The 15,348-nt window shown below is 67.4% G+C and carries 20 protein-coding genes; 1 reads left to right on the top strand and 19 read right to left on the bottom strand.

Annotated features, from left to right (window positions below; all coding sequences use genetic code 11):
- Positions 1–22 precede the first annotated feature (22 nt).
- The 13 genes from pal to SH591_RS11180 all read right to left on the bottom strand — a co-directional run bounded on the left by pal (position 23) and on the right by SH591_RS11180 (position 8,758).
- Positions 23–544 (bottom strand): peptidoglycan-associated lipoprotein Pal, encoded by a 522-nt coding sequence (gene pal, locus SH591_RS11240; RefSeq protein WP_324749194.1) that lies wholly within the window; start codon positions 542–544, stop codon positions 23–25.
- Positions 545–574: 30 nt separating this feature from the next.
- Positions 575–1,894 carry a Tol-Pal system beta propeller repeat protein TolB gene (tolB, locus tag SH591_RS11235; protein WP_324749193.1) on the bottom strand — a complete coding sequence of 440 codons (1,320 nt, stop codon included), beginning with the start codon at positions 1,892–1,894 and terminating at the stop codon, positions 575–577.
- A complete protein-coding gene (locus tag SH591_RS11230; RefSeq protein ID WP_324749192.1) occupies positions 1,891–2,742 on the bottom strand; it encodes a TonB C-terminal domain-containing protein in 852 nt (283 codons plus the stop codon). The genes tolB and SH591_RS11230 overlap by 4 nt, the downstream gene beginning before the upstream one ends.
- Complete coding sequence (locus SH591_RS11225; RefSeq protein ID WP_324749191.1) at positions 2,742–3,182, bottom strand: ExbD/TolR family protein; 441 nt, start codon at positions 3,180–3,182, stop codon at positions 2,742–2,744. The genes SH591_RS11230 and SH591_RS11225 overlap by 1 nt, the downstream gene beginning before the upstream one ends.
- Complete coding sequence (gene tolQ / locus SH591_RS11220) at positions 3,182–3,844, bottom strand: protein TolQ (RefSeq protein ID WP_322831643.1); 663 nt, start codon at positions 3,842–3,844, stop codon at positions 3,182–3,184. The genes SH591_RS11225 and tolQ overlap by 1 nt, the downstream gene beginning before the upstream one ends.
- 22 nt (positions 3,845–3,866) lie before the next feature.
- Positions 3,867–4,322 (bottom strand): YbgC/FadM family acyl-CoA thioesterase, encoded by a 456-nt coding sequence (locus SH591_RS11215; protein ID WP_324751370.1) that lies wholly within the window; start codon positions 4,320–4,322, stop codon positions 3,867–3,869.
- An 85-nt stretch (positions 4,323–4,407) separates the two neighbouring features.
- Positions 4,408–5,436, bottom strand: a complete 1,029-nt coding sequence (gene ruvB / locus SH591_RS11210; protein ID WP_324749190.1) for a Holliday junction branch migration DNA helicase RuvB — start codon at positions 5,434–5,436, stop codon at positions 4,408–4,410.
- Positions 5,433–6,029, bottom strand: a complete 597-nt coding sequence (gene ruvA / locus SH591_RS11205) for a Holliday junction branch migration protein RuvA (protein WP_324749189.1) — start codon at positions 6,027–6,029, stop codon at positions 5,433–5,435. The genes ruvB and ruvA overlap by 4 nt, the downstream gene beginning before the upstream one ends.
- Positions 6,026–6,523, bottom strand: coding sequence for a crossover junction endodeoxyribonuclease RuvC (gene ruvC / locus SH591_RS11200; RefSeq protein ID WP_324751369.1), 498 nt, complete (start codon positions 6,521–6,523; stop codon positions 6,026–6,028). Before ruvC ends, ruvA begins: the two co-directional genes overlap by 4 nt.
- Entirely contained in the window at positions 6,520–7,263 is a 744-nt protein-coding gene (locus tag SH591_RS11195; protein ID WP_322831583.1) for a YebC/PmpR family DNA-binding transcriptional regulator, read from the bottom strand. Before SH591_RS11195 ends, ruvC begins: the two co-directional genes overlap by 4 nt.
- Before the next feature lie 56 nt (positions 7,264–7,319).
- Positions 7,320–8,039: a hypothetical protein gene (locus SH591_RS11190; RefSeq protein ID WP_324749188.1), complete on the bottom strand. Its 720-nt coding sequence runs from the start codon at positions 8,037–8,039 to the stop codon at positions 7,320–7,322.
- 54 nt (positions 8,040–8,093) lie between these two features.
- Positions 8,094–8,411: a heavy metal-binding domain-containing protein gene (locus SH591_RS11185; RefSeq protein ID WP_322831581.1), complete on the bottom strand. Its 318-nt coding sequence runs from the start codon at positions 8,409–8,411 to the stop codon at positions 8,094–8,096.
- Positions 8,412–8,515: 104 nt separating this feature from the next.
- Positions 8,516–8,758, bottom strand: a complete 243-nt coding sequence (locus SH591_RS11180) for a DUF2312 domain-containing protein (protein ID WP_322831580.1) — start codon at positions 8,756–8,758, stop codon at positions 8,516–8,518.
- A 139-nt stretch (positions 8,759–8,897) separates the two neighbouring features.
- On the opposite strand from SH591_RS11180, the gene pyk reads away from it, so the two are divergent.
- Positions 8,898–10,382: a pyruvate kinase gene (pyk, locus tag SH591_RS11175; RefSeq protein WP_324749187.1), complete on the top strand. Its 1,485-nt coding sequence runs from the start codon at positions 8,898–8,900 to the stop codon at positions 10,380–10,382.
- Positions 10,383–10,493: 111 nt separating this feature from the next.
- Here pyk and SH591_RS11170 read toward each other — a convergent pair whose 3' ends face one another.
- The 6 genes from SH591_RS11170 to galE all read right to left on the bottom strand — a co-directional run bounded on the left by SH591_RS11170 (position 10,494) and on the right by galE (position 15,276).
- Positions 10,494–11,375 (bottom strand): NAD(P)H-hydrate dehydratase, encoded by an 882-nt coding sequence (locus SH591_RS11170; RefSeq protein ID WP_324749186.1) that lies wholly within the window; start codon positions 11,373–11,375, stop codon positions 10,494–10,496.
- Entirely contained in the window at positions 11,372–12,136 is a 765-nt protein-coding gene (locus SH591_RS11165) for a histidine phosphatase family protein (protein WP_324749185.1), read from the bottom strand. Before SH591_RS11165 ends, SH591_RS11170 begins: the two co-directional genes overlap by 4 nt.
- 31 nt (positions 12,137–12,167) lie before the next feature.
- A complete protein-coding gene (locus tag SH591_RS11160; protein WP_324751368.1) occupies positions 12,168–12,770 on the bottom strand; it encodes an HAD family hydrolase in 603 nt (200 codons plus the stop codon).
- A gap of 12 nt (positions 12,771–12,782) precedes the next feature.
- Positions 12,783–12,908: a type B 50S ribosomal protein L36 gene (gene ykgO / locus SH591_RS11155; RefSeq protein WP_006833921.1), complete on the bottom strand. Its 126-nt coding sequence runs from the start codon at positions 12,906–12,908 to the stop codon at positions 12,783–12,785.
- A 129-nt stretch (positions 12,909–13,037) separates the two neighbouring features.
- Positions 13,038–14,216 (bottom strand): aspartyl/asparaginyl beta-hydroxylase domain-containing protein, encoded by a 1,179-nt coding sequence (locus SH591_RS11150; RefSeq protein ID WP_324749184.1) that lies wholly within the window; start codon positions 14,214–14,216, stop codon positions 13,038–13,040.
- Between the two features lie 37 nt (positions 14,217–14,253).
- Positions 14,254–15,276 (bottom strand): UDP-glucose 4-epimerase GalE, encoded by a 1,023-nt coding sequence (gene galE / locus SH591_RS11145; RefSeq protein WP_324749183.1) that lies wholly within the window; start codon positions 15,274–15,276, stop codon positions 14,254–14,256.
- Positions 15,277–15,348 lie beyond the last annotated feature (72 nt).

Here is a 15,348-nt window from a genome sequence, read left to right as displayed (position 1 = left end):
CGGGGGAGAGGGCTGCCATTTCTTATTGCGGGACGACGGTCACAGCGCGCCGGTTCTGCGCCCAGGCGGCCGAATCAGAGCCGATCGCTTCGGGACGCTCCTTGCCCCAGCTGATCACGTTCAGGCGCGAGGCGGCAATACCCTTGGCGACCAGATAGTTCTTCGCGGAATTGGCGCGGCGGTCGCCAAGCGCCAGGTTGTATTCGCGGGTGCCGCGTTCGTCGGCATGGCCCTCGATAGTGACGCTGACACTCGGGTTGCGCTGCAGCCAGGCCGCCTGCGTGTCGAGCGTCGCGCGGGCGCGGTCGTCGAGCGTGTGCATCTCGGTGTCGAAGAATACGCGGTCCGACGTCACGTTCTGGACGAAGTCGGCGCGCGAGCCCGGGACCACGGTCTGGCCGACGCCCGTCTGGTCGCCGCTGACGTCGGTGCCGGTTTCCGAGGCCGGCGGGGGCGGCAACTGCTCGGGGGTCTTCTTGCCGCAGCCGGCGGTGAGGGCGAGCGCCGCCGCCATTGCGGCGATCTTCAGGCTCGTTCTCGTCATTGCATTCTCCTTCGGTCGTTATCGTGGGTGTTACGGAAGCAGCGGGCCCCAAGCGGGGTCCGAGCCGTCGAGCGGCGTCGGGATGCGGCGCTCGTTGGTGCCGGTCAGGTCGACCTGCCACACGCTCGATTTGCCGCCGCGGCCCTGGCTGGTGCGGAAGAACTGGATGACGCGGCCGTTGGGCGACCAACTCGGCGATTCGTCCTGCCAGCTGTTGGTGAGCAGGCGTTCGCCCGAGCCGTCCGGAGTCATCACGCCGATGCGGAAGCTGCCGACGCGCGTGAAGGCGATAAGATCGCCCCGTGGGCTCCATTCCGGCGTCGCATAGCTGCCGCCGCCAAAGCTGATGCGGCGCTGGTTCGAACCGTCGGCATTCATCACATAGAGCTGCTGGCTGCCCGAGCGATCGCTCTCGAAGACGATGCGCGAACCATCCGGCGAATAGCTGCCGCCGATGTCGATGCCCGGGCTGTTGGTCAGGCGCTGGGGCGTGCCGCCGCTCGCCGAGATGCGATAGATGTCCATGTTGCCGTTGACCGACATCGAATAGAGGATGAAGCGGCCGTCCGGCGAGAAGCGCGGCGCGAAGGTCTGGTTGACGCTCTCCGTCACCAGCCGCTGCCGGCCGGTGCCGATGTCGTAAATGTAGATGCGCGGCTTGTTCTCGAGATAGCTCAGATAGACGATCTGCTTGTAGTCCGGCGAGAAGCGCGGAGTCAGCACGACCGATTGACCGTTGGTCAGGAAGCGGTGGTTGGCGCCGTCCGAATCCATGATCGCGAGGCGCTTCACGCGCTTATCCTTGGGGCCGGATTCGGCGATATAGGCGATGCGGCTGTCGAAGAACGGGCTCTCGCCCGAAAGACGGGCGTAGATTGCGTCGGCGCATTTGTGCGCCGCGCGGCGCCAGTCGCGCGGTTCGACGACATAGCCCTGGCGGGTGAGCTCGGACTTCAGCGCGACGTCGTAAAGGTAGCAGCCAACGGTGAGCTTGCCGTCGCTATTGGCGCGGACGAAGCCCTGGACGAGCGCGACTGCGCCGGTCCCGGGCCAGTAATCGAACGCAGGGGCGGTCACTTCCGGAAAGGTGATGGCGCGCACGGCGCCCGGGCCGAGCGGCCGGAACAGGCCGCTGCGGGTGAGATCGCCGGCGATTACCTCGGCGACCTGGCGACCGAGCGCATCGGTCGTTCCGGCCGGGGTCGAAGCGCTTTCCGGGGTCGGCATGGCCGGCACCGCGATCACCATGTCGGCGGCGCTTTCGTCGGTCACGTCGACGGCGAGCTGGGCCTGGGCCGGCATGGCGACGATCGCGGCGGCGCCGGCGAGTATGAGCTTCAGTCGGGTCATTGAGAGAGCCTCTTGTCGAACGTTGTCGTGAGCTGTTTCCAGGCGTCGTAATATTCGGCCGGGAGGCGGAAGGGGGCAGCGAGCCGCACGGCCTTCACCGCCTGCTCCTGGTGAAGCTTCACCTGAGGGCGGTTGCTGGCGGTCTGGCCTGTGGTGCGCAGCACCTCGATATCGGTCACCGCGCCGTTGCGGGCGAGGCTGATCTGGAGCTCGGTGCGCAGCATTTCGGCGTCGGCGCCGGTCGGGGCCTTCCAATGCGGCTTGAGCTGGCGCCGGATTTCGGCGGCGAGCGAACTGCGCGCCGCGGCGCTGATATTGGCGGCGGGCGGCGCGGTGGAGCGACTGTCCGTCTCGCGATCGCTGACGCCGCTGAGCAGGCCGCTCAGCCGGCCGGTGGGACGCTGGGCCTTTTCGGTCGGCGGCGCGGGCTTGGCCTTCTCGGCGGATTTGGCCGGCGCCGGCTTCGATGACTCCGTCGGCTTCGGCTTGGCGGCGGGCGCTGGCTCGGGACGAGGTGCCTTCGGCTGCGGCCGCGGGGCGGGCGCCGGTTCGGGAAGGGACGCCTTGGGCTGCGGCGTCGGGGTCGGAGACGGCAGCGGTTCGGGCTGGGGAAGCGGCGGCGTGGTGTCGACGGGGCCTTCGACCTCGCCGAGCTTGGCGGCCGGCTCCTCGCGCGAGATCACCGGTGCGGCGCTTTCCAGCCCGACCTCGTCGACGAAGGAAACCTCGATCGGGGGATTGGTGACCGGCATCTTGGTCACGGAGGCGAAGCCGAGCGACAGCGCCGCCAGCAGGGCAAGATGCCCCGCCAGCGCAACGCCGAAGCCGGTTGCCTCCGCCCGGTCCATCAGCGCGCGCCTTGCTGCGTGCTGACCAAAGCGACCTTGCGCAGGCCGGCGACGTTGATCTCGCCCATCACGCGCATGACGTTGCCGTAATCGAGGCCCTTGTCGGCGCGCAGGAAGATGCGCGGGCCGCCTTCCTCGCGGCTGGCGGCGGCGATCTGGCGCAGTCGCTGGCCGAGCTCACCCTCGGCCACCTGCGCTTCGCCGATGAAGATGGCGCCATTGGCGTCGAGGCCGATCTGGATCGGCTCCTGCTCCTGGTCGAGCGCGCCGGCCTTGCTGTCGGGCAGGTCGACCGGCACGCCGGCGACGAGCAACGGGGCCGTCACCATGAAGATGATGAGCAGCACCAGCATCACGTCAACCATCGGCGTGACGTTGATCTCCGCCATCGGCGACCGGCGCCCGCGGCGCCCCTGCCCAAGGATCGGCCCCATCGCCATCAGGCGTCGAGCTCCAGTTCACGGCTCAGAGTGCCGTGGAATCCGTCGGCGAAGCGCGTCAGCCGGGCCTCCATGCGATTGATGCCGTGCGTCATGCGGTTGTAGGCGATGACCGCGGGGATCGCCGCGAACAGGCCGATCGCGGTGGCGAACAGCGCCTCGGCGATGCCCGGGGCGACCACGGCGAGGCTCGTATTGTTCGATCCCGCGATGTCGCTGAAGCTGCGCATGATGCCCCAGACCGTGCCGAACAGGCCGACGAACGGCGCCACCGAACCGACCGTGGCGAGGATGTTGAGGCGATCGGCAAGCTTGTCGATCTCGGCGCCGAGCGTGGAGTGCATCGCCATGGCGAGGCGGTGGCGCGTGCCTTCCTTGTCGATCGTCTTGCCGGCCGTCGAACGCCGCCATTCGGCGAGCCCCGCGGTGAAGATCCTGGCGCTCGGCCATTCATCCTTGCCACGCGTGTCGGCGAACCGATCGATGTCGTCGGCCTTCCAGAAATCCTTTTCGAACCGCTCGTTCTCGCGGGCGATTTTGCGGATGCGGAAAGCGTGGCCGATGATGATCGCCCACGTCCAGATGCTGGCCAATATGAGGCCGATCATGACCGACTTCACGACGAGGTCGGCTTGCAGAAACAGGGCCACGGGCGACATCATCTCGGCCGGGCTGGTACCCAAATTACTCAAATTCTTCCCCTTTCAGCCGCTCGAAAATATCCCTCCAGGCGCGCGGCTGCCGCTGCGGGCGGCCATCCGGCGTCAGGAAGGCGGCGGTCACCTCGGCGTCGGTCAGGATTTCATCGTCGCGCATGACTCGTTGATGAATGACGCAGCTTGCCGCCCGCACTTCGCGTACGCCGCTTAGCACGACGAGGTCGTCGTCGAGCTTGGCCGGCATGCGATATTTGATCGCCACTTCGGCGACGGCATAGACGCCCTCGCCGCTCTCCAGCGCCGCGCGCTGATCGATATCGACCGCGCGCAGCATGTCCGAACGGGCGCGCTCCATGAAGCGCAGATAATTGGCGTAATAGACAATGCCCGCGACATCCGTGTCCTCGAAATAGACGCGGAGCGCGAAGCGATGGGTCTTTCCATGGAAACCGCCGCGATAGGGACGGTCGTGGATGGGCATGGTCATGCTTCAAGGTCTCTAGGGGGCATTAACCTTTGAAGGAACCCCCGGTGACCCCTTAGTGGGGCATTGAGGCGAGCCGCGTCTATTTCGCGTCGAACAGCCCGTCCTGCGCGCCTTGGGGCGGATTGAGCCCGAGATGGGTCCAGCCGCGCCCGTTGAGGCAGCGGCCCCGCGCGGTGCGGGCGATCAGGCCGAGCTGGATCAGATAGGGCTCGATCACCTCCTCGATCGTGTCGCGCGGCTCGGACAGGCCGGCGGCGAGCGTCTCGACCCCGACGGGGCCGCCGCGATAGATGTCGGCGATCATGTGCAGATAGCGGCGGTCCATCGCATCGAGGCCGAGCGCGTCGACCTCCATGCGGGTGAGCGCGCCGTCCGCCACCTGGGCGTCGACCTGCGGCGCGCGGGCCGCCTCGGCAAAGTCACGGACGCGGCGAAGCAGGCGCCCGGCGATGCGCGGCGTGCCCCGCGAGCGCCGCGCAATCTCGGTCGCGCCATCTTCGGTGAGCGGTAGCCCAAGCAGTCCGGCCGCGCGGCGGACGACCCGCTCCAGCTCCTCGACCGTATAGAAATTGAGCCGCACCGGAATGCCGAAGCGGTCGCGCAACGGCGTCGTCAGCAACCCCTGACGGGTGGTCGCGCCGACCAAAGTGAAGCGCGGCAGATCGATCCGGACCGAGCGCGCCGAGGGACCCTCGCCGATCATGAGGTCGAGCGCGCGATCCTCCATCGCCGGGTAGAGCACCTCCTCGACCGCCGGCGCGAGGCGGTGGATCTCGTCGATGAACAGCACGTCGCCGTCCTCGAGGTTGGTGAGCAGAGCGGCAAGGTCGCCCGATTTCGCGATGACCGGCCCGGACGTGGCGCGGAAGCCGACCCCCAACTCGCGCGCGATGATCTGCGCCAACGTGGTCTTGCCTAACCCCGGCGGGCCGAAGAAGAGGACGTGGTCGAGCGCGTCGCCGCGCGCCTTGGCCGCATCGATGAACACGCGCAGATTCTCGCGCGCCGCGCGCTGGCCGACGAAATCGTCGAGTGACTTCGGCCGCAGAGCGGCGTCGACGTCCTCGGGCCGGCGCTCGGGCGTGGTGAGGCGGTCGACGTCGGTCATCGCGACGCCTTCTTGAGCGCCAGCCGGACGAGGGCGTCGAGGCTCGCCTCGGGGCCCAAGTCGGCTTCGGCCTTGGTGACGGCAGCGGCGGCCTCGGCGGGGCGGAAGCCCAGATTCTGGAGCGCCGATACAGCGTCCGCCGCGAAGCCGCCCGCCGCGACGATCGGCGCGGCGCCGGTGCCGAGGATGATGCCGCCGGCCTTGTCCTTCAGTTCGTTGACGATGCGCTGGGCGAGCTTGGGGCCGACTCCGTTGGCGCGCGCGACCATCGCCTTGTCGCCGCTGGCGACGGCGCGGTGCAATTCGTCCGAATTGAGCGCCGACAGGATGGCCAAAGCGACGCGCGAGCCGACGCCCTGGACTGAGGTCAGCAGGCGAAACCAGTCGCGCTCCTCGATGCTGGCGAAGCCGACGAGGCGGATGGCGTCGTCCGACACCTGCATCTCGGTATGGAGCGTGATTTCGTCACCGATCGCACCGAGCGCGGATAGGGTGCGCGCCGAAGCGGAAACGAGATAGCCGACCCCCTGGACGTCGATCACGGCATGATCGGCGGAGAAGCTGTCGAGCAGGCCGCGCAGCTTGGCGATCATGCGGCGTGCCCCCTCAGCGCGCGGGCGCTGGCGATATGGTGGGCGTGCGTGATCGCCACCGCGAGCGCGTCGGCCGCGTCCGCACCGACGATCTTCACGCCCGGGAGAAGGCGCGTCACCATCGCATGGACCTGGGCCTTCTCGGCATTGCCGGTGCCGACGACGGCCTTCTTCACCACCTTGGGCGAATATTCGCCGACGATCAGGCCGCTCTTGGCCGCGCAGAGCAAGACGACGCCGCGCGCCTGCCCAAGCTTGAGCGTCGATTGCGGGTTCACGTTGACGAATACCTCCTCGACGCCCGCGCCGGCCGGCCGGTACTGTTCGAACAAATCGTGCAGCCGGTCGTGCAGTTCGACCAGCCGCGCCGGCATGTCGGCCTTGGCGTCCGGCCGGATCTGGCCGTTGGCGACATGGCTGAGGCGATTGCCGTCGGCGACGATCACGCCCCAGCCGGTGCAGGTCAGCCCGGGATCGAGCCCGATCAGGATCAGCCCAATTTCTCCATCACTTCGTCGGAGACTTCGTAATTGCCCCAGACCGTCTGGACGTCGTCGTCGTCGTCGAGCGCGTCGATCAGCTTGAGGAGCGACGCGGCGTCGCCCTCGCCGACCTCGACAGGAGTCTGCGGACGCCAGGCGAGCTTCGTGCTCTCCGGTTCGCCCAGCACCTTTTCGAGCGCCTTGGCGACCTCGTGCAGATTTTCCTGCGCAGTCCAGATTTCGTGGCTCTCGTCGTTCGATTCGAGATCCTCCGCGCCCGCCTCGATCGCCGCTTCGAAGACGGCATCGTGGCTGCCGGCCGCGGCCGGATAGGAGATCAGGCCGAGCCGGTCGAAGCCGTGGCTGACCGAGCCGGACGCGCCGAGATTGCCGCCATTCTTGGCGAAGGCGGTGCGCACGTTGGTGGCAGTGCGGTTGCGGTTATCGGTGAGCGCCTCGACGATCAGCGACACGCCGCCGGGACCGAAACCCTCGTAGCGCACGTCCTCGTAATTCTCGCCTTCGCCGACCGCGGCCTTGTTGATCGCGCGCTCGATATTGTCCTTGGGCATGGACTGGGCCTTGGCCGCCATCACGGCGGCGCGCAGGCGCGGGTTCATGTCCGGATCGGGCGTGCCCATCTTCGCCGCGACGGTGATTTCGCGGGAGAGCTTGGAGAACATGGCCGAGCGCTTTTTGTCCTGCGCGCCCTTGCGATGCATGATGTTCTTGAACTTGCTATGGCCGGCCATGGATCCGGGTTCGCCTCTTCATGAAAAAGGATGTGGTGGCACCGCGATAGCCGAGACTATCGCCCTCGCGCAACGCGCCTGTAGGCCTCGACGTTCAGACCGAGGCCGAGCAGCGCCATGACCGCGCTGAGGGCGCCGTCGAATAGCGACAGCGGCCAGAACCATTCGCCTGCGCCCTTGACGAGATGCAGGTCGATAACCGCGTGAAGAATGCCCATCGGGGTCACGAGGAGCAGCGTCCACGCCAGCAGGGGCGGCAGCCAGCGGCCGAAGCCGCGGAGGAAGCGCGCGGGATTCCAGCCGAGCGGAGTCGCAGCGGCGATCCCGACGACCCAAGGCGCTAACGGCGCAAGGAAAGCGGTCAGAAGCACGTTCCGCAACAAGATCGTCGAAAAAGCGTCCGGCTCGCCAGCCAGGCCCGTGATCAGCGCCGCAACGCCGAAGCTGACGATCAGCGACGCAGCATAGAGAAAGAAGGCACCGTCGGGTCGCCAGGGATGACGTTCGCTCGCCGCCAGGATGCGAAGGATGGCGACCGCCAAGACCAATAGCCCGCCGACCCGAGCGAACGCCGCAGCAAGGAAGGCGAAAGATGGAGTCGCGCCCTCTTGGGGAACGTTGAAGAGGATGATGATGTTGCTGAAAGTGAGGACGACGAGGAGCAAGCCGGCCGGCAGCCGCAGCCTGGGATCGACGAGCGATTTGCAGGCATGGGAGAGAAAGCCAAACCATCCTCCCCGAGCTGGATCGTCCAGAGTGGCAGCGGCGTCGCGCATTATCAGCCCCCTTGCCGTGAGAGCCTATCGCACCGAAAACCGTCGAAACAGTCCCTAGAGCCGGACCGCCGTGCCCGAGACGCTGACCATCAGCATCGAGCCTTCCTTGCCGATCACTTCATAGTCGATATCGACGCCGACGACGGCGTTGGCGCCGAGCCGCACGGCTTCGGCTTCCAGTTCCTCGAAGGCGGTCGTCCGCGCGTCGCGGAGCGTGCCTTCATAGGCGCCGGCGCGGCCGCCGACGATGTCGCGGATGCCGGCGAACAGGTCCTTGAAGATGTTCGCGCCGACGATGACCTCGCCGGTGACGACGCCCAGATATTGCTGGACCGGCCGGCCCTCGACGCTGGTGGTGGTCGTAACGATCATGTCCGTTCTCCCCTCTTCGTCATTCCCGCGAAAGCGGAAATTCCTGCGCCATCCGTACACGGGCCGAAGCAGGGCGGCACCCCGCTTTCACGGGGTGCGCAGGATCAATCGATGCCCAGCGCCGCTTTGTAGGTCTCGAGCAGCATCTCGGCTTCCTGGCGGTGATGGGCCTCCATCTTGCGCAGGCGGATGATGGTGCGCATCGTCTTGACGTCGTAGCCGCGCGACTTCGCCTCGAGATAGACGTCCTTCACGTCGTCGGCGATCGCCTTCTTCTCTTCTTCCAGGCGCTCGATGCGCTCGATCAGCAAGCGCAGCTCGTCGGCCGCGACGTTTCCTTCGGACATTCTTGTTTCCCACCCGATTCTGAAATTGAAGGGGCGCGTCTAGGCCAACGGGGGCATGGCGCTCAAGCCCGGGCGAACACGGATGCTTGAACTGTCACCGATAGTGGCTATTCCGCCACCTCACGCTCAAGGAGACATCATGCAGAGCCAGTTCGTGCCCCGCAGCCGCAAGGTCCGCATCCTCGCGACGCTGGGGCCGGCCAGCAATACGCCGGAAATGATCCGCAAGCTTGCGGAAGCCGGCGCCGACGCGTTCCGCGTCAATATGAGCCACGGCAGCCACGAGGATCATGCCAAGCTGATCGCGATGATCCGCGGGCTCGAGAAGGAGCTGGATCGCCCGACCACGATCCTCGTCGACCTGCAGGGGCCCAAGCTTCGCGTCGGCCGTTTCGAAGGAGACAAGGCGGAGCTGAAGGCCGGGCAGACGTTCTTGCTCGACCGCGACGAGGCGCTCGGCGACGCGACCCGCGTCCAGCTCCCCCATCGCGAGATTTTCGAGGCGGTCGAGGCCGGCACGCGCCTGCTCGTCGACGACGGCAAGATCGTGCTGCGCGTGCTGAAGGCCGAACCCGACCGGCTCGAGACGATGGTCGAGGTGCCCGGCACGATCTCCAACAACAAGGGCCTCAACGTCCCCGATGTGGTCCTGCCGGTGGCGGCGCTCACCGAGAAGGACCGGCGCGACCTCGATTTCGCCCTGTCGCACCATGTCGACTGGATCGCCCTGAGCTTCGTCCAGCGTTCCGAAGACGTCGCCGAGGCCCGCCGCCTGATCGCCGGCCGCGCCTCCTTGCTCGCCAAGATCGAGAAGCCGGCCGCGGTCGAGCGGCTCGACGGCATTCTCGAGCTTGCCGACGCCGTCATGGTCGCGCGCGGCGATCTCGGCGTCGAGCTGCCGCCCGAAGACGTGCCGCCGCTGCAGAAGAAGATCGTGGAAGCCGCCCGCCGCATGGGCCGCCCGGTCGTCGTCGCGACCCAGATGCTCGAATCGATGATCACCTCGCCCTCGCCCACCCGCGCCGAGGTGTCGGACGTCGCCACCGCCGTCTATGACGGCGCCGACGCGATCATGCTGTCGGCGGAAAGCGCCTCAGGCCAGTGGCCGGTCGAGGCGGTGTCGATCATGAACCGCATCGCCACCACGGTCGAAGCCGATCCGAGCTATCTGCCGCGCGTCCACTTCACCGAGACCCTGCCCGATCCGACCACCAATGACGCGATCGCGCAGGCCGCGACCAACATCCTGACCACCATCGGTGGCGCCGCCATCGTTTGCTTCACCACCTCGGGCTCGACCGCGCGCCGCGTCGCGCGCGAGCGGCCGGCCGCTCCAGTCATGGTGCTGACGCCGTCGGTCAACACCGCGCGGCGGATGGGCCTCCTGTGGGGCGCGCACGCGGTGCGCACGCGTGACGTCGAGAGCTTCGAGGAAATGATCGCCAAGGCCAAACGCATGGCGCTGCGCCACGGCCTCGCCAAGGGCGGCGACCGCATCATCATCACCGCCGGCGTGCCGTTCGGGACGCCGGGTTCGACCAATGTCGTGCAGGTGGCGCGGCTGGTCGGCGACGAGCTCGACCGGCACAAGGCAACGCAGTCGGCGCAGTTCAAGCGAACTTGAGCTAGCGGCCCGCATTTCGACGAAATTGGTGTTCCCCGGCGAAAGTCGGGGCCCAGATGGGACATCGCTGGACCCCGGCTTTCGCCGGGGAACAGCAGGGGGCGGAACCCTCTAGACCGCCTGCATCAGGCCAGGGACAAGATCGGGAATCTCCCGCGCAAGGAAGCCGACGCGGCCGACGTCGCGGGTCAGGGTTCGGCCCGCCTCGCCGTGGAGATAGACGCCCCATAAGGCGGCGGTGAGCGGGTCGGCACCGCGCGCGGCGAGGCCACCGACGATGCCCGCCAGCGTGTCGCCCGAGCCCGAAGTGGCGAGGCCGATGCCGCCGCCGAGGAAGCGGAAGCTGCGTCCGTCCGGCGCCACCACGAAGCTCCATTGCCCCTTGACCACGGCGACCGCGCCGAACGCCTCGGCGGCCTTTCGCGCGGCCGCCAGCGGATCGGCGGCGACGGTCTCGCGCTCGCATTCGAGCAATCGTGCCATCTCGCCCGCATGCGGCAGCAGGACGGCGCCGCCCGTCCACGCCCGCAGCTTCGCGGCCAGCGGCGGCAGCAGCCCAAGCGCCGCGGCGTCCAGCACCAGCGGATAAGCGCCGCCATCGTCCAGCACCGCCGCAATCAGGTCGGTGAGCGGGGCACCGGCCTGCATGCCGGGGCCGATCGTCAGCGAATCGACGTCGCCGCATTGCTCCACGAGGCGCGCGATCGACCCCGGGGCGATGCAGCCGTCCTTATCCTCGGCGAAGGCCATGATCCGCGCCTCGGGCAGGGCGATGCCAAGTCCGAGCGCGATACTTTCGGACGTGGCGACGCGAAGCTTGCCCGCGCCGGCGCGGAGCGCGGCGATACCGGCCAGCTGCGCCGCGCCCGAAAGCTCGCGGCTGCCGGCGATGAACTGGGCGACCCCGCGTTCCTCCTTGTCGCCGTCCTCGGCATGGTGGGGGAGCGGGAAGCGGCGCAGCAACGCCACGTCCAGCGTCTCCGGTTCGCTCATCGCGCGGCCACCATGGCGTCGGGCTCGGACGTGATCGGCGCGGCCTCCTCGATCAGCGGCGCGGCGAAATTGTAGCGGATCAACTTGGGCACGCAGAGCCTGGCGTCGTCGGGCTCGAAATCATATTCGCACACGCCGCAATTGAGGACATCGCCTTCCTTATCGATGGTCAGGATCTGCGCCTCGTCCATCTCCTCGAGGATGTAGCGCAGGCACAGCACCACGACCTGGTGGCAGACGACAAGGACGCGCCGGTCGGCATGGTGCAGGCTGATCGTGTCGAGCGCGCCGCGCAGCCGCAGGATCACATCCGCCCAGCTCTCGCCGCCCGGCGCGCGATGGTAGAATTTGCCGAGCAATGCGCGATGCTCGGCGTGGTCGGGAAATTTCTCCTGGATACCCGCCATGGTGAGCCGGTCGAAGATACCGAATTCGCGCTCGCGCAGGCGCTCGTCGACGATCGGCGGTCGCGCGTCGCCGACCACGCCGCCCGCCGCGCAGATCGCGCGCGCGGTCTGGCGGGCGCGGACATAAGGCGAGGCCAGGACGATCTCCGGCCGTTGCGATTCGGGCAGAGCGGCGAACCAATGGCCGAGCGCGCGCGCCTGCTGCTCGCCGAGCGCGCTCAGCGGCACGTCGACGTCGCGCATCGGAATATCGATCACGCTCAGTCCCGCCGAATCGGCCGCATCGCGGGCGACGTTCCCCGCGCTTTGGCCGTGGCGGACGATCCAGAGCTTTTCGGGCCATCTTTGTCGCATGGCCCAAACAAAGCGCGAGCCGCGCTAAAGTTCAGAGCAGGCCGTCGGCCTGGAGCCGCGTGCGGAGATTCTCGGCGGTCGTGAACAGGTGCGCCGGCATGCCGACGGCGCGGGCGCCCTCGACGTTGATCGCACGATCGTCGACGAACAGGGCCTCGGCCGGCTTCAGCCCGAATCGGTCGAGCGCGCGGAAATAGATGGCCGGGTCCGGCTTCAGCAATTTCTCCTCGCCGGAGACGACGATGTCGCGGAAGCGGCGGAAGAATGCGTCTTCGCGCGCCCGGAACGGCCGCCAGAAATCGGCCGAGAAATTGGTGATCGCGAACAAGGGCACGCCGCGCCCGTCGAGTTCTTCGACGATCGCGTGGACGCCGGGAACCGGGTCCGTGATCGTCTCGCCGAATCGCTCGCCCCAGGCGGAGATCAGATCGGCATAAGCGGGAAAGGTTTCGGACAGTTCGGCGGCGGCCTCGTCGAACGGGCGGCCGCCATCCAATGTCTCGTGCCAACCGTAAAGGTCGGTATCCTCGATGAACTGCAGACGCGCTTCATCGTCCGCGATCTGGCGGACGAGGAAGCTTTCAGGGTCCCAACCGTAGAGGACGTTGCCGACGTCGAAGACGACGGCGGTCACAGCCAAGGCGGCTTAGCCCTGGCGCGCCTTGAAGCGGCGATTCGTCTTGTTGATGACGTAGGTGCGGCCCCGGCGACGGATCACGCGGCAGTCGCGGTGGCGCGACTTGAGGGACTTCAGGGAGTTGCGGATCTTCATGGCCGGTACGCCTGCCTGTTCTTTCGAATGGTTTCTGGTGAGAAAATGAAGGCGCTCCCCTACGGGCGGCGCCGGTGCAAGTCAAGCTTTCCGGCGGCGCTGCGCGGGGAAAAACGCGGCCTGCGCGAGTCAGATAGATGGCGTCTCGGCCGCCCCGCCATAATCGTTGATCGCTTCGAACAGGGCGATGAGGGCCCGCCGCTCCTCCTCGCTGATCTCCGGACGCCAGACCTCGAACAGCAAGACGATTCGCGTCTGGTCGCTGTCGTTCCAGGCCTCATGCTCGATGCTGTCGTCGAAGATCATCGCCTTCCCCTCCTCGACCGGCCGGATCTCGTTGCCGACGCGCAGCCGGCAGACAGGCGGGACGACGAGCGGGATATGGCAGATCAGCCGGGTATTGAGCATGCCGTTATGCGGGGGAATGTGCGTGCCCGGCCTAAGCCTGGAGAAGAGCACCATCGGCGAGCGCGTCCGGATGTGCGGGATCGGCGCCGCGGCCAATGCTTCCATCGTGCGCGGGCAGCGCGACGCATTCTCCTCGACCAGCGCCCCGTTTTTCCACAGATAGAGCGCCGACCAGTCGGGGTTGTTCAGCATCGCATGCGACTGGTTGAAGGCGCGGTCGGTCGGCACCTCGACATAAGGCTTGAACGCCGCCTCCCGCTCTTCGATCAGCGCGGCGAGTTCGGCCTGCATCGCGGGGACCGCTTGCTCGACGGTTTCGACCCACGGGAACTGGTCGCGTTCGTAGAACTGGATCTGCGGGAGGCCGGGGAAGAAATAACTGGTCGGCTGCTGGAAATAGAGCTGCTTGTTGCCGAGCAGGATATCGATCGATTCCTGGACGCGCGGGGCGACGCTGTCCCCGGAGAAGCCGGCCTCGGCGAGCCGGTCGGTCAGGTGATTTTCGTAGCGGCGGCTGAAGTCTGCGACGGCCGCTTCGGCACGCGCAAGATCGGCGGCGAGCCCCGGCGGCAGCGCCGCGCCGGCAGGGACGAGCTTCAGCGCGAACTGATAGAAGGAGGTCGCGGCGCGGATGTCGTCGCGGCGGCTGAACCAGTCGCCCTTCATGATCATGGCGCGCAGATTGCGCGGGTCTACAGCCAGCGCCTGGTCGATCGCCTCGCGCTCGGCTTCCGCGTCGCCCGCCTGCCGGCAGGCCTGGGCGAGTAGGATCCAGGCCGGGGCCGGCGCCTGTCCGGACGCGACGATCTGCTCGAACGAGCGACGCGCCGCGGCCGCATCGCCCCGCTCGAGCGCTTCCATGCCAGCGCGTCCCAATTCCTCGACCGACGAACCCTGCATCCCTGTCTCGCTGTTCGGGGACAGAAGGCGATTCGGATCAGCTTGGCAAGGTCTGGGAGCGCTCGGCGAGCTTGCGCTCCCACGCCAGCGCATCGGCCACGATCGTGTCGAGGTCGTCGCGCGCGGGGCGCCAGGGGAGCGTCGCCAGGATTCGGCCGTTGTCCGCGACCAGCGAATCGGGATCGCCGAGGCGGCGCGTCTCCATCCGACGCTCGATCGTCATGTTGGTCACGCGGTCCACGGCGTCGAGCACTTCGAGCACCGAAAAGCCGCGGCCGTAGCCGCAATTCATGATGTGGCTGGACGCCGGATCCTCGATCAATTTCTCGAGCGCGTGGACATGCGCCGCGGCGAGGTCGCTGACGTGGATGTAATCGCGCACACCGGTGCCGTCGGGCGTGGCATAGTCGGTGCCGTAGACCGAGACATGGCTGCGCTTGCCGGTCGCCGCCTCGACCGCGACCTTGATGAGGTGGGTCGCCCCCGCGGTCGACTGGCCGGAGCGCCCCTTCGGATCGGCCCCGGCGACGTTGAAATAGCGCAGCGCGCAGAAATTGATCGGGTGCGCCGCCGCCGTGTCGGCCAGCATGCGCTCGGTCATCAGCTTCGACCAGCCATAGGGATTGATCGGCTGGGTGCGCGCGTCCTCGGTCACCGGCACGCGCTCCGGAATGCCGTAGGTCGCCGCGGTCGAGGAGAAGATGAAGTGGCGGACGCCGCCGTTCACCGCGCTCTCGATCAGGGAGCGGCTCTTCGCCGTATTGTTCTCATAATATTTGAGCGGATTCTCGACCGATTCCGGGACCACGATCGATCCGGCGAAATGAATGATCGCCTGGATGCCGTGCTCGGCGATGATCCGCGCCAGCAGCGGCTGGTCCGCGATGTCCCCCTTGACGAAGGTCGCCTCTTTCGCGACGGCCCATTCGAAGCCGGTCGTGAGGTTGTCGAGGACCACAACCGGCCAGTCCGCATCGACCAGCGCCAGCACGGCGTGGCTGCCGATATAGCCAGCACCGCCGGTGACCAGCACGGGAGGTTTGGTGCCTGGACTCGTCATTTCGATTTTCCCCAGTTTCGGATTGCAGCAAAACGGCGTCAGGATCGTTGCAGGTCCGTATAAGTCTGCCGC

Source organism: Sphingomonas sp. LY54 (genome assembly GCF_035594035.1).
Lineage (GTDB): Bacteria > Pseudomonadota > Alphaproteobacteria > Sphingomonadales > Sphingomonadaceae > Allosphingosinicella.
Note: the sequence above shows the minus strand (reverse complement) of the source record. Positions and strands in the feature narration are given on the sequence as shown.

What these genes read in the sequence shown, in the direction of transcription:
- SH591_RS11165 (WP_324749185.1), bottom strand. Translation starts at nt 12,136, where the DNA reads ATGCGACAAAGATGGCCCGAAAAGCTCTGGATCGTCCGCCACGGCCAA.
- tolB (WP_324749193.1), bottom strand. Translation starts at nt 1,894, where the DNA reads ATGACCCGACTGAAGCTCATACTCGCCGGCGCCGCCGCGATCGTCGCC.
- tolQ (WP_322831643.1), bottom strand. Translation starts at nt 3,844, where the DNA reads ATGATGTCGCCCGTGGCCCTGTTTCTGCAAGCCGACCTCGTCGTGAAG.
- SH591_RS11195 (WP_322831583.1), bottom strand. Translation starts at nt 7,263, where the DNA reads ATGGCCGGCCATAGCAAGTTCAAGAACATCATGCATCGCAAGGGCGCG.
- pal (WP_324749194.1), bottom strand. Translation starts at nt 544, where the DNA reads ATGACGAGAACGAGCCTGAAGATCGCCGCAATGGCGGCGGCGCTCGCC.
- SH591_RS11150 (WP_324749184.1), bottom strand. Translation starts at nt 14,216, where the DNA reads ATGCAGGGTTCGTCGGTCGAGGAATTGGGACGCGCTGGCATGGAAGCG.
- SH591_RS11190 (WP_324749188.1), bottom strand. Translation starts at nt 8,039, where the DNA reads ATGCGCGACGCCGCTGCCACTCTGGACGATCCAGCTCGGGGAGGATGG.
- pyk (WP_324749187.1), top strand. Translation starts at nt 8,898, where the DNA reads ATGCAGAGCCAGTTCGTGCCCCGCAGCCGCAAGGTCCGCATCCTCGCG.
- ykgO (WP_006833921.1), bottom strand. Translation starts at nt 12,908, where the DNA reads ATGAAGATCCGCAACTCCCTGAAGTCCCTCAAGTCGCGCCACCGCGAC.
- SH591_RS11230 (WP_324749192.1), bottom strand. Translation starts at nt 2,742, where the DNA reads ATGGACCGGGCGGAGGCAACCGGCTTCGGCGTTGCGCTGGCGGGGCAT.
- SH591_RS11225 (WP_324749191.1), bottom strand. Translation starts at nt 3,182, where the DNA reads ATGGCGATGGGGCCGATCCTTGGGCAGGGGCGCCGCGGGCGCCGGTCG.
- ruvA (WP_324749189.1), bottom strand. Translation starts at nt 6,029, where the DNA reads ATGATCGCCAAGCTGCGCGGCCTGCTCGACAGCTTCTCCGCCGATCAT.
- galE (WP_324749183.1), bottom strand. Translation starts at nt 15,276, where the DNA reads ATGACGAGTCCAGGCACCAAACCTCCCGTGCTGGTCACCGGCGGTGCT.
- SH591_RS11215 (WP_324751370.1), bottom strand. Translation starts at nt 4,322, where the DNA reads ATGCCCATCCACGACCGTCCCTATCGCGGCGGTTTCCATGGAAAGACC.
- SH591_RS11180 (WP_322831580.1), bottom strand. Translation starts at nt 8,758, where the DNA reads ATGTCCGAAGGAAACGTCGCGGCCGACGAGCTGCGCTTGCTGATCGAG.
- SH591_RS11170 (WP_324749186.1), bottom strand. Translation starts at nt 11,375, where the DNA reads ATGAGCGAACCGGAGACGCTGGACGTGGCGTTGCTGCGCCGCTTCCCG.
- ruvB (WP_324749190.1), bottom strand. Translation starts at nt 5,436, where the DNA reads ATGACCGACGTCGACCGCCTCACCACGCCCGAGCGCCGGCCCGAGGAC.
- SH591_RS11185 (WP_322831581.1), bottom strand. Translation starts at nt 8,411, where the DNA reads ATGATCGTTACGACCACCACCAGCGTCGAGGGCCGGCCGGTCCAGCAA.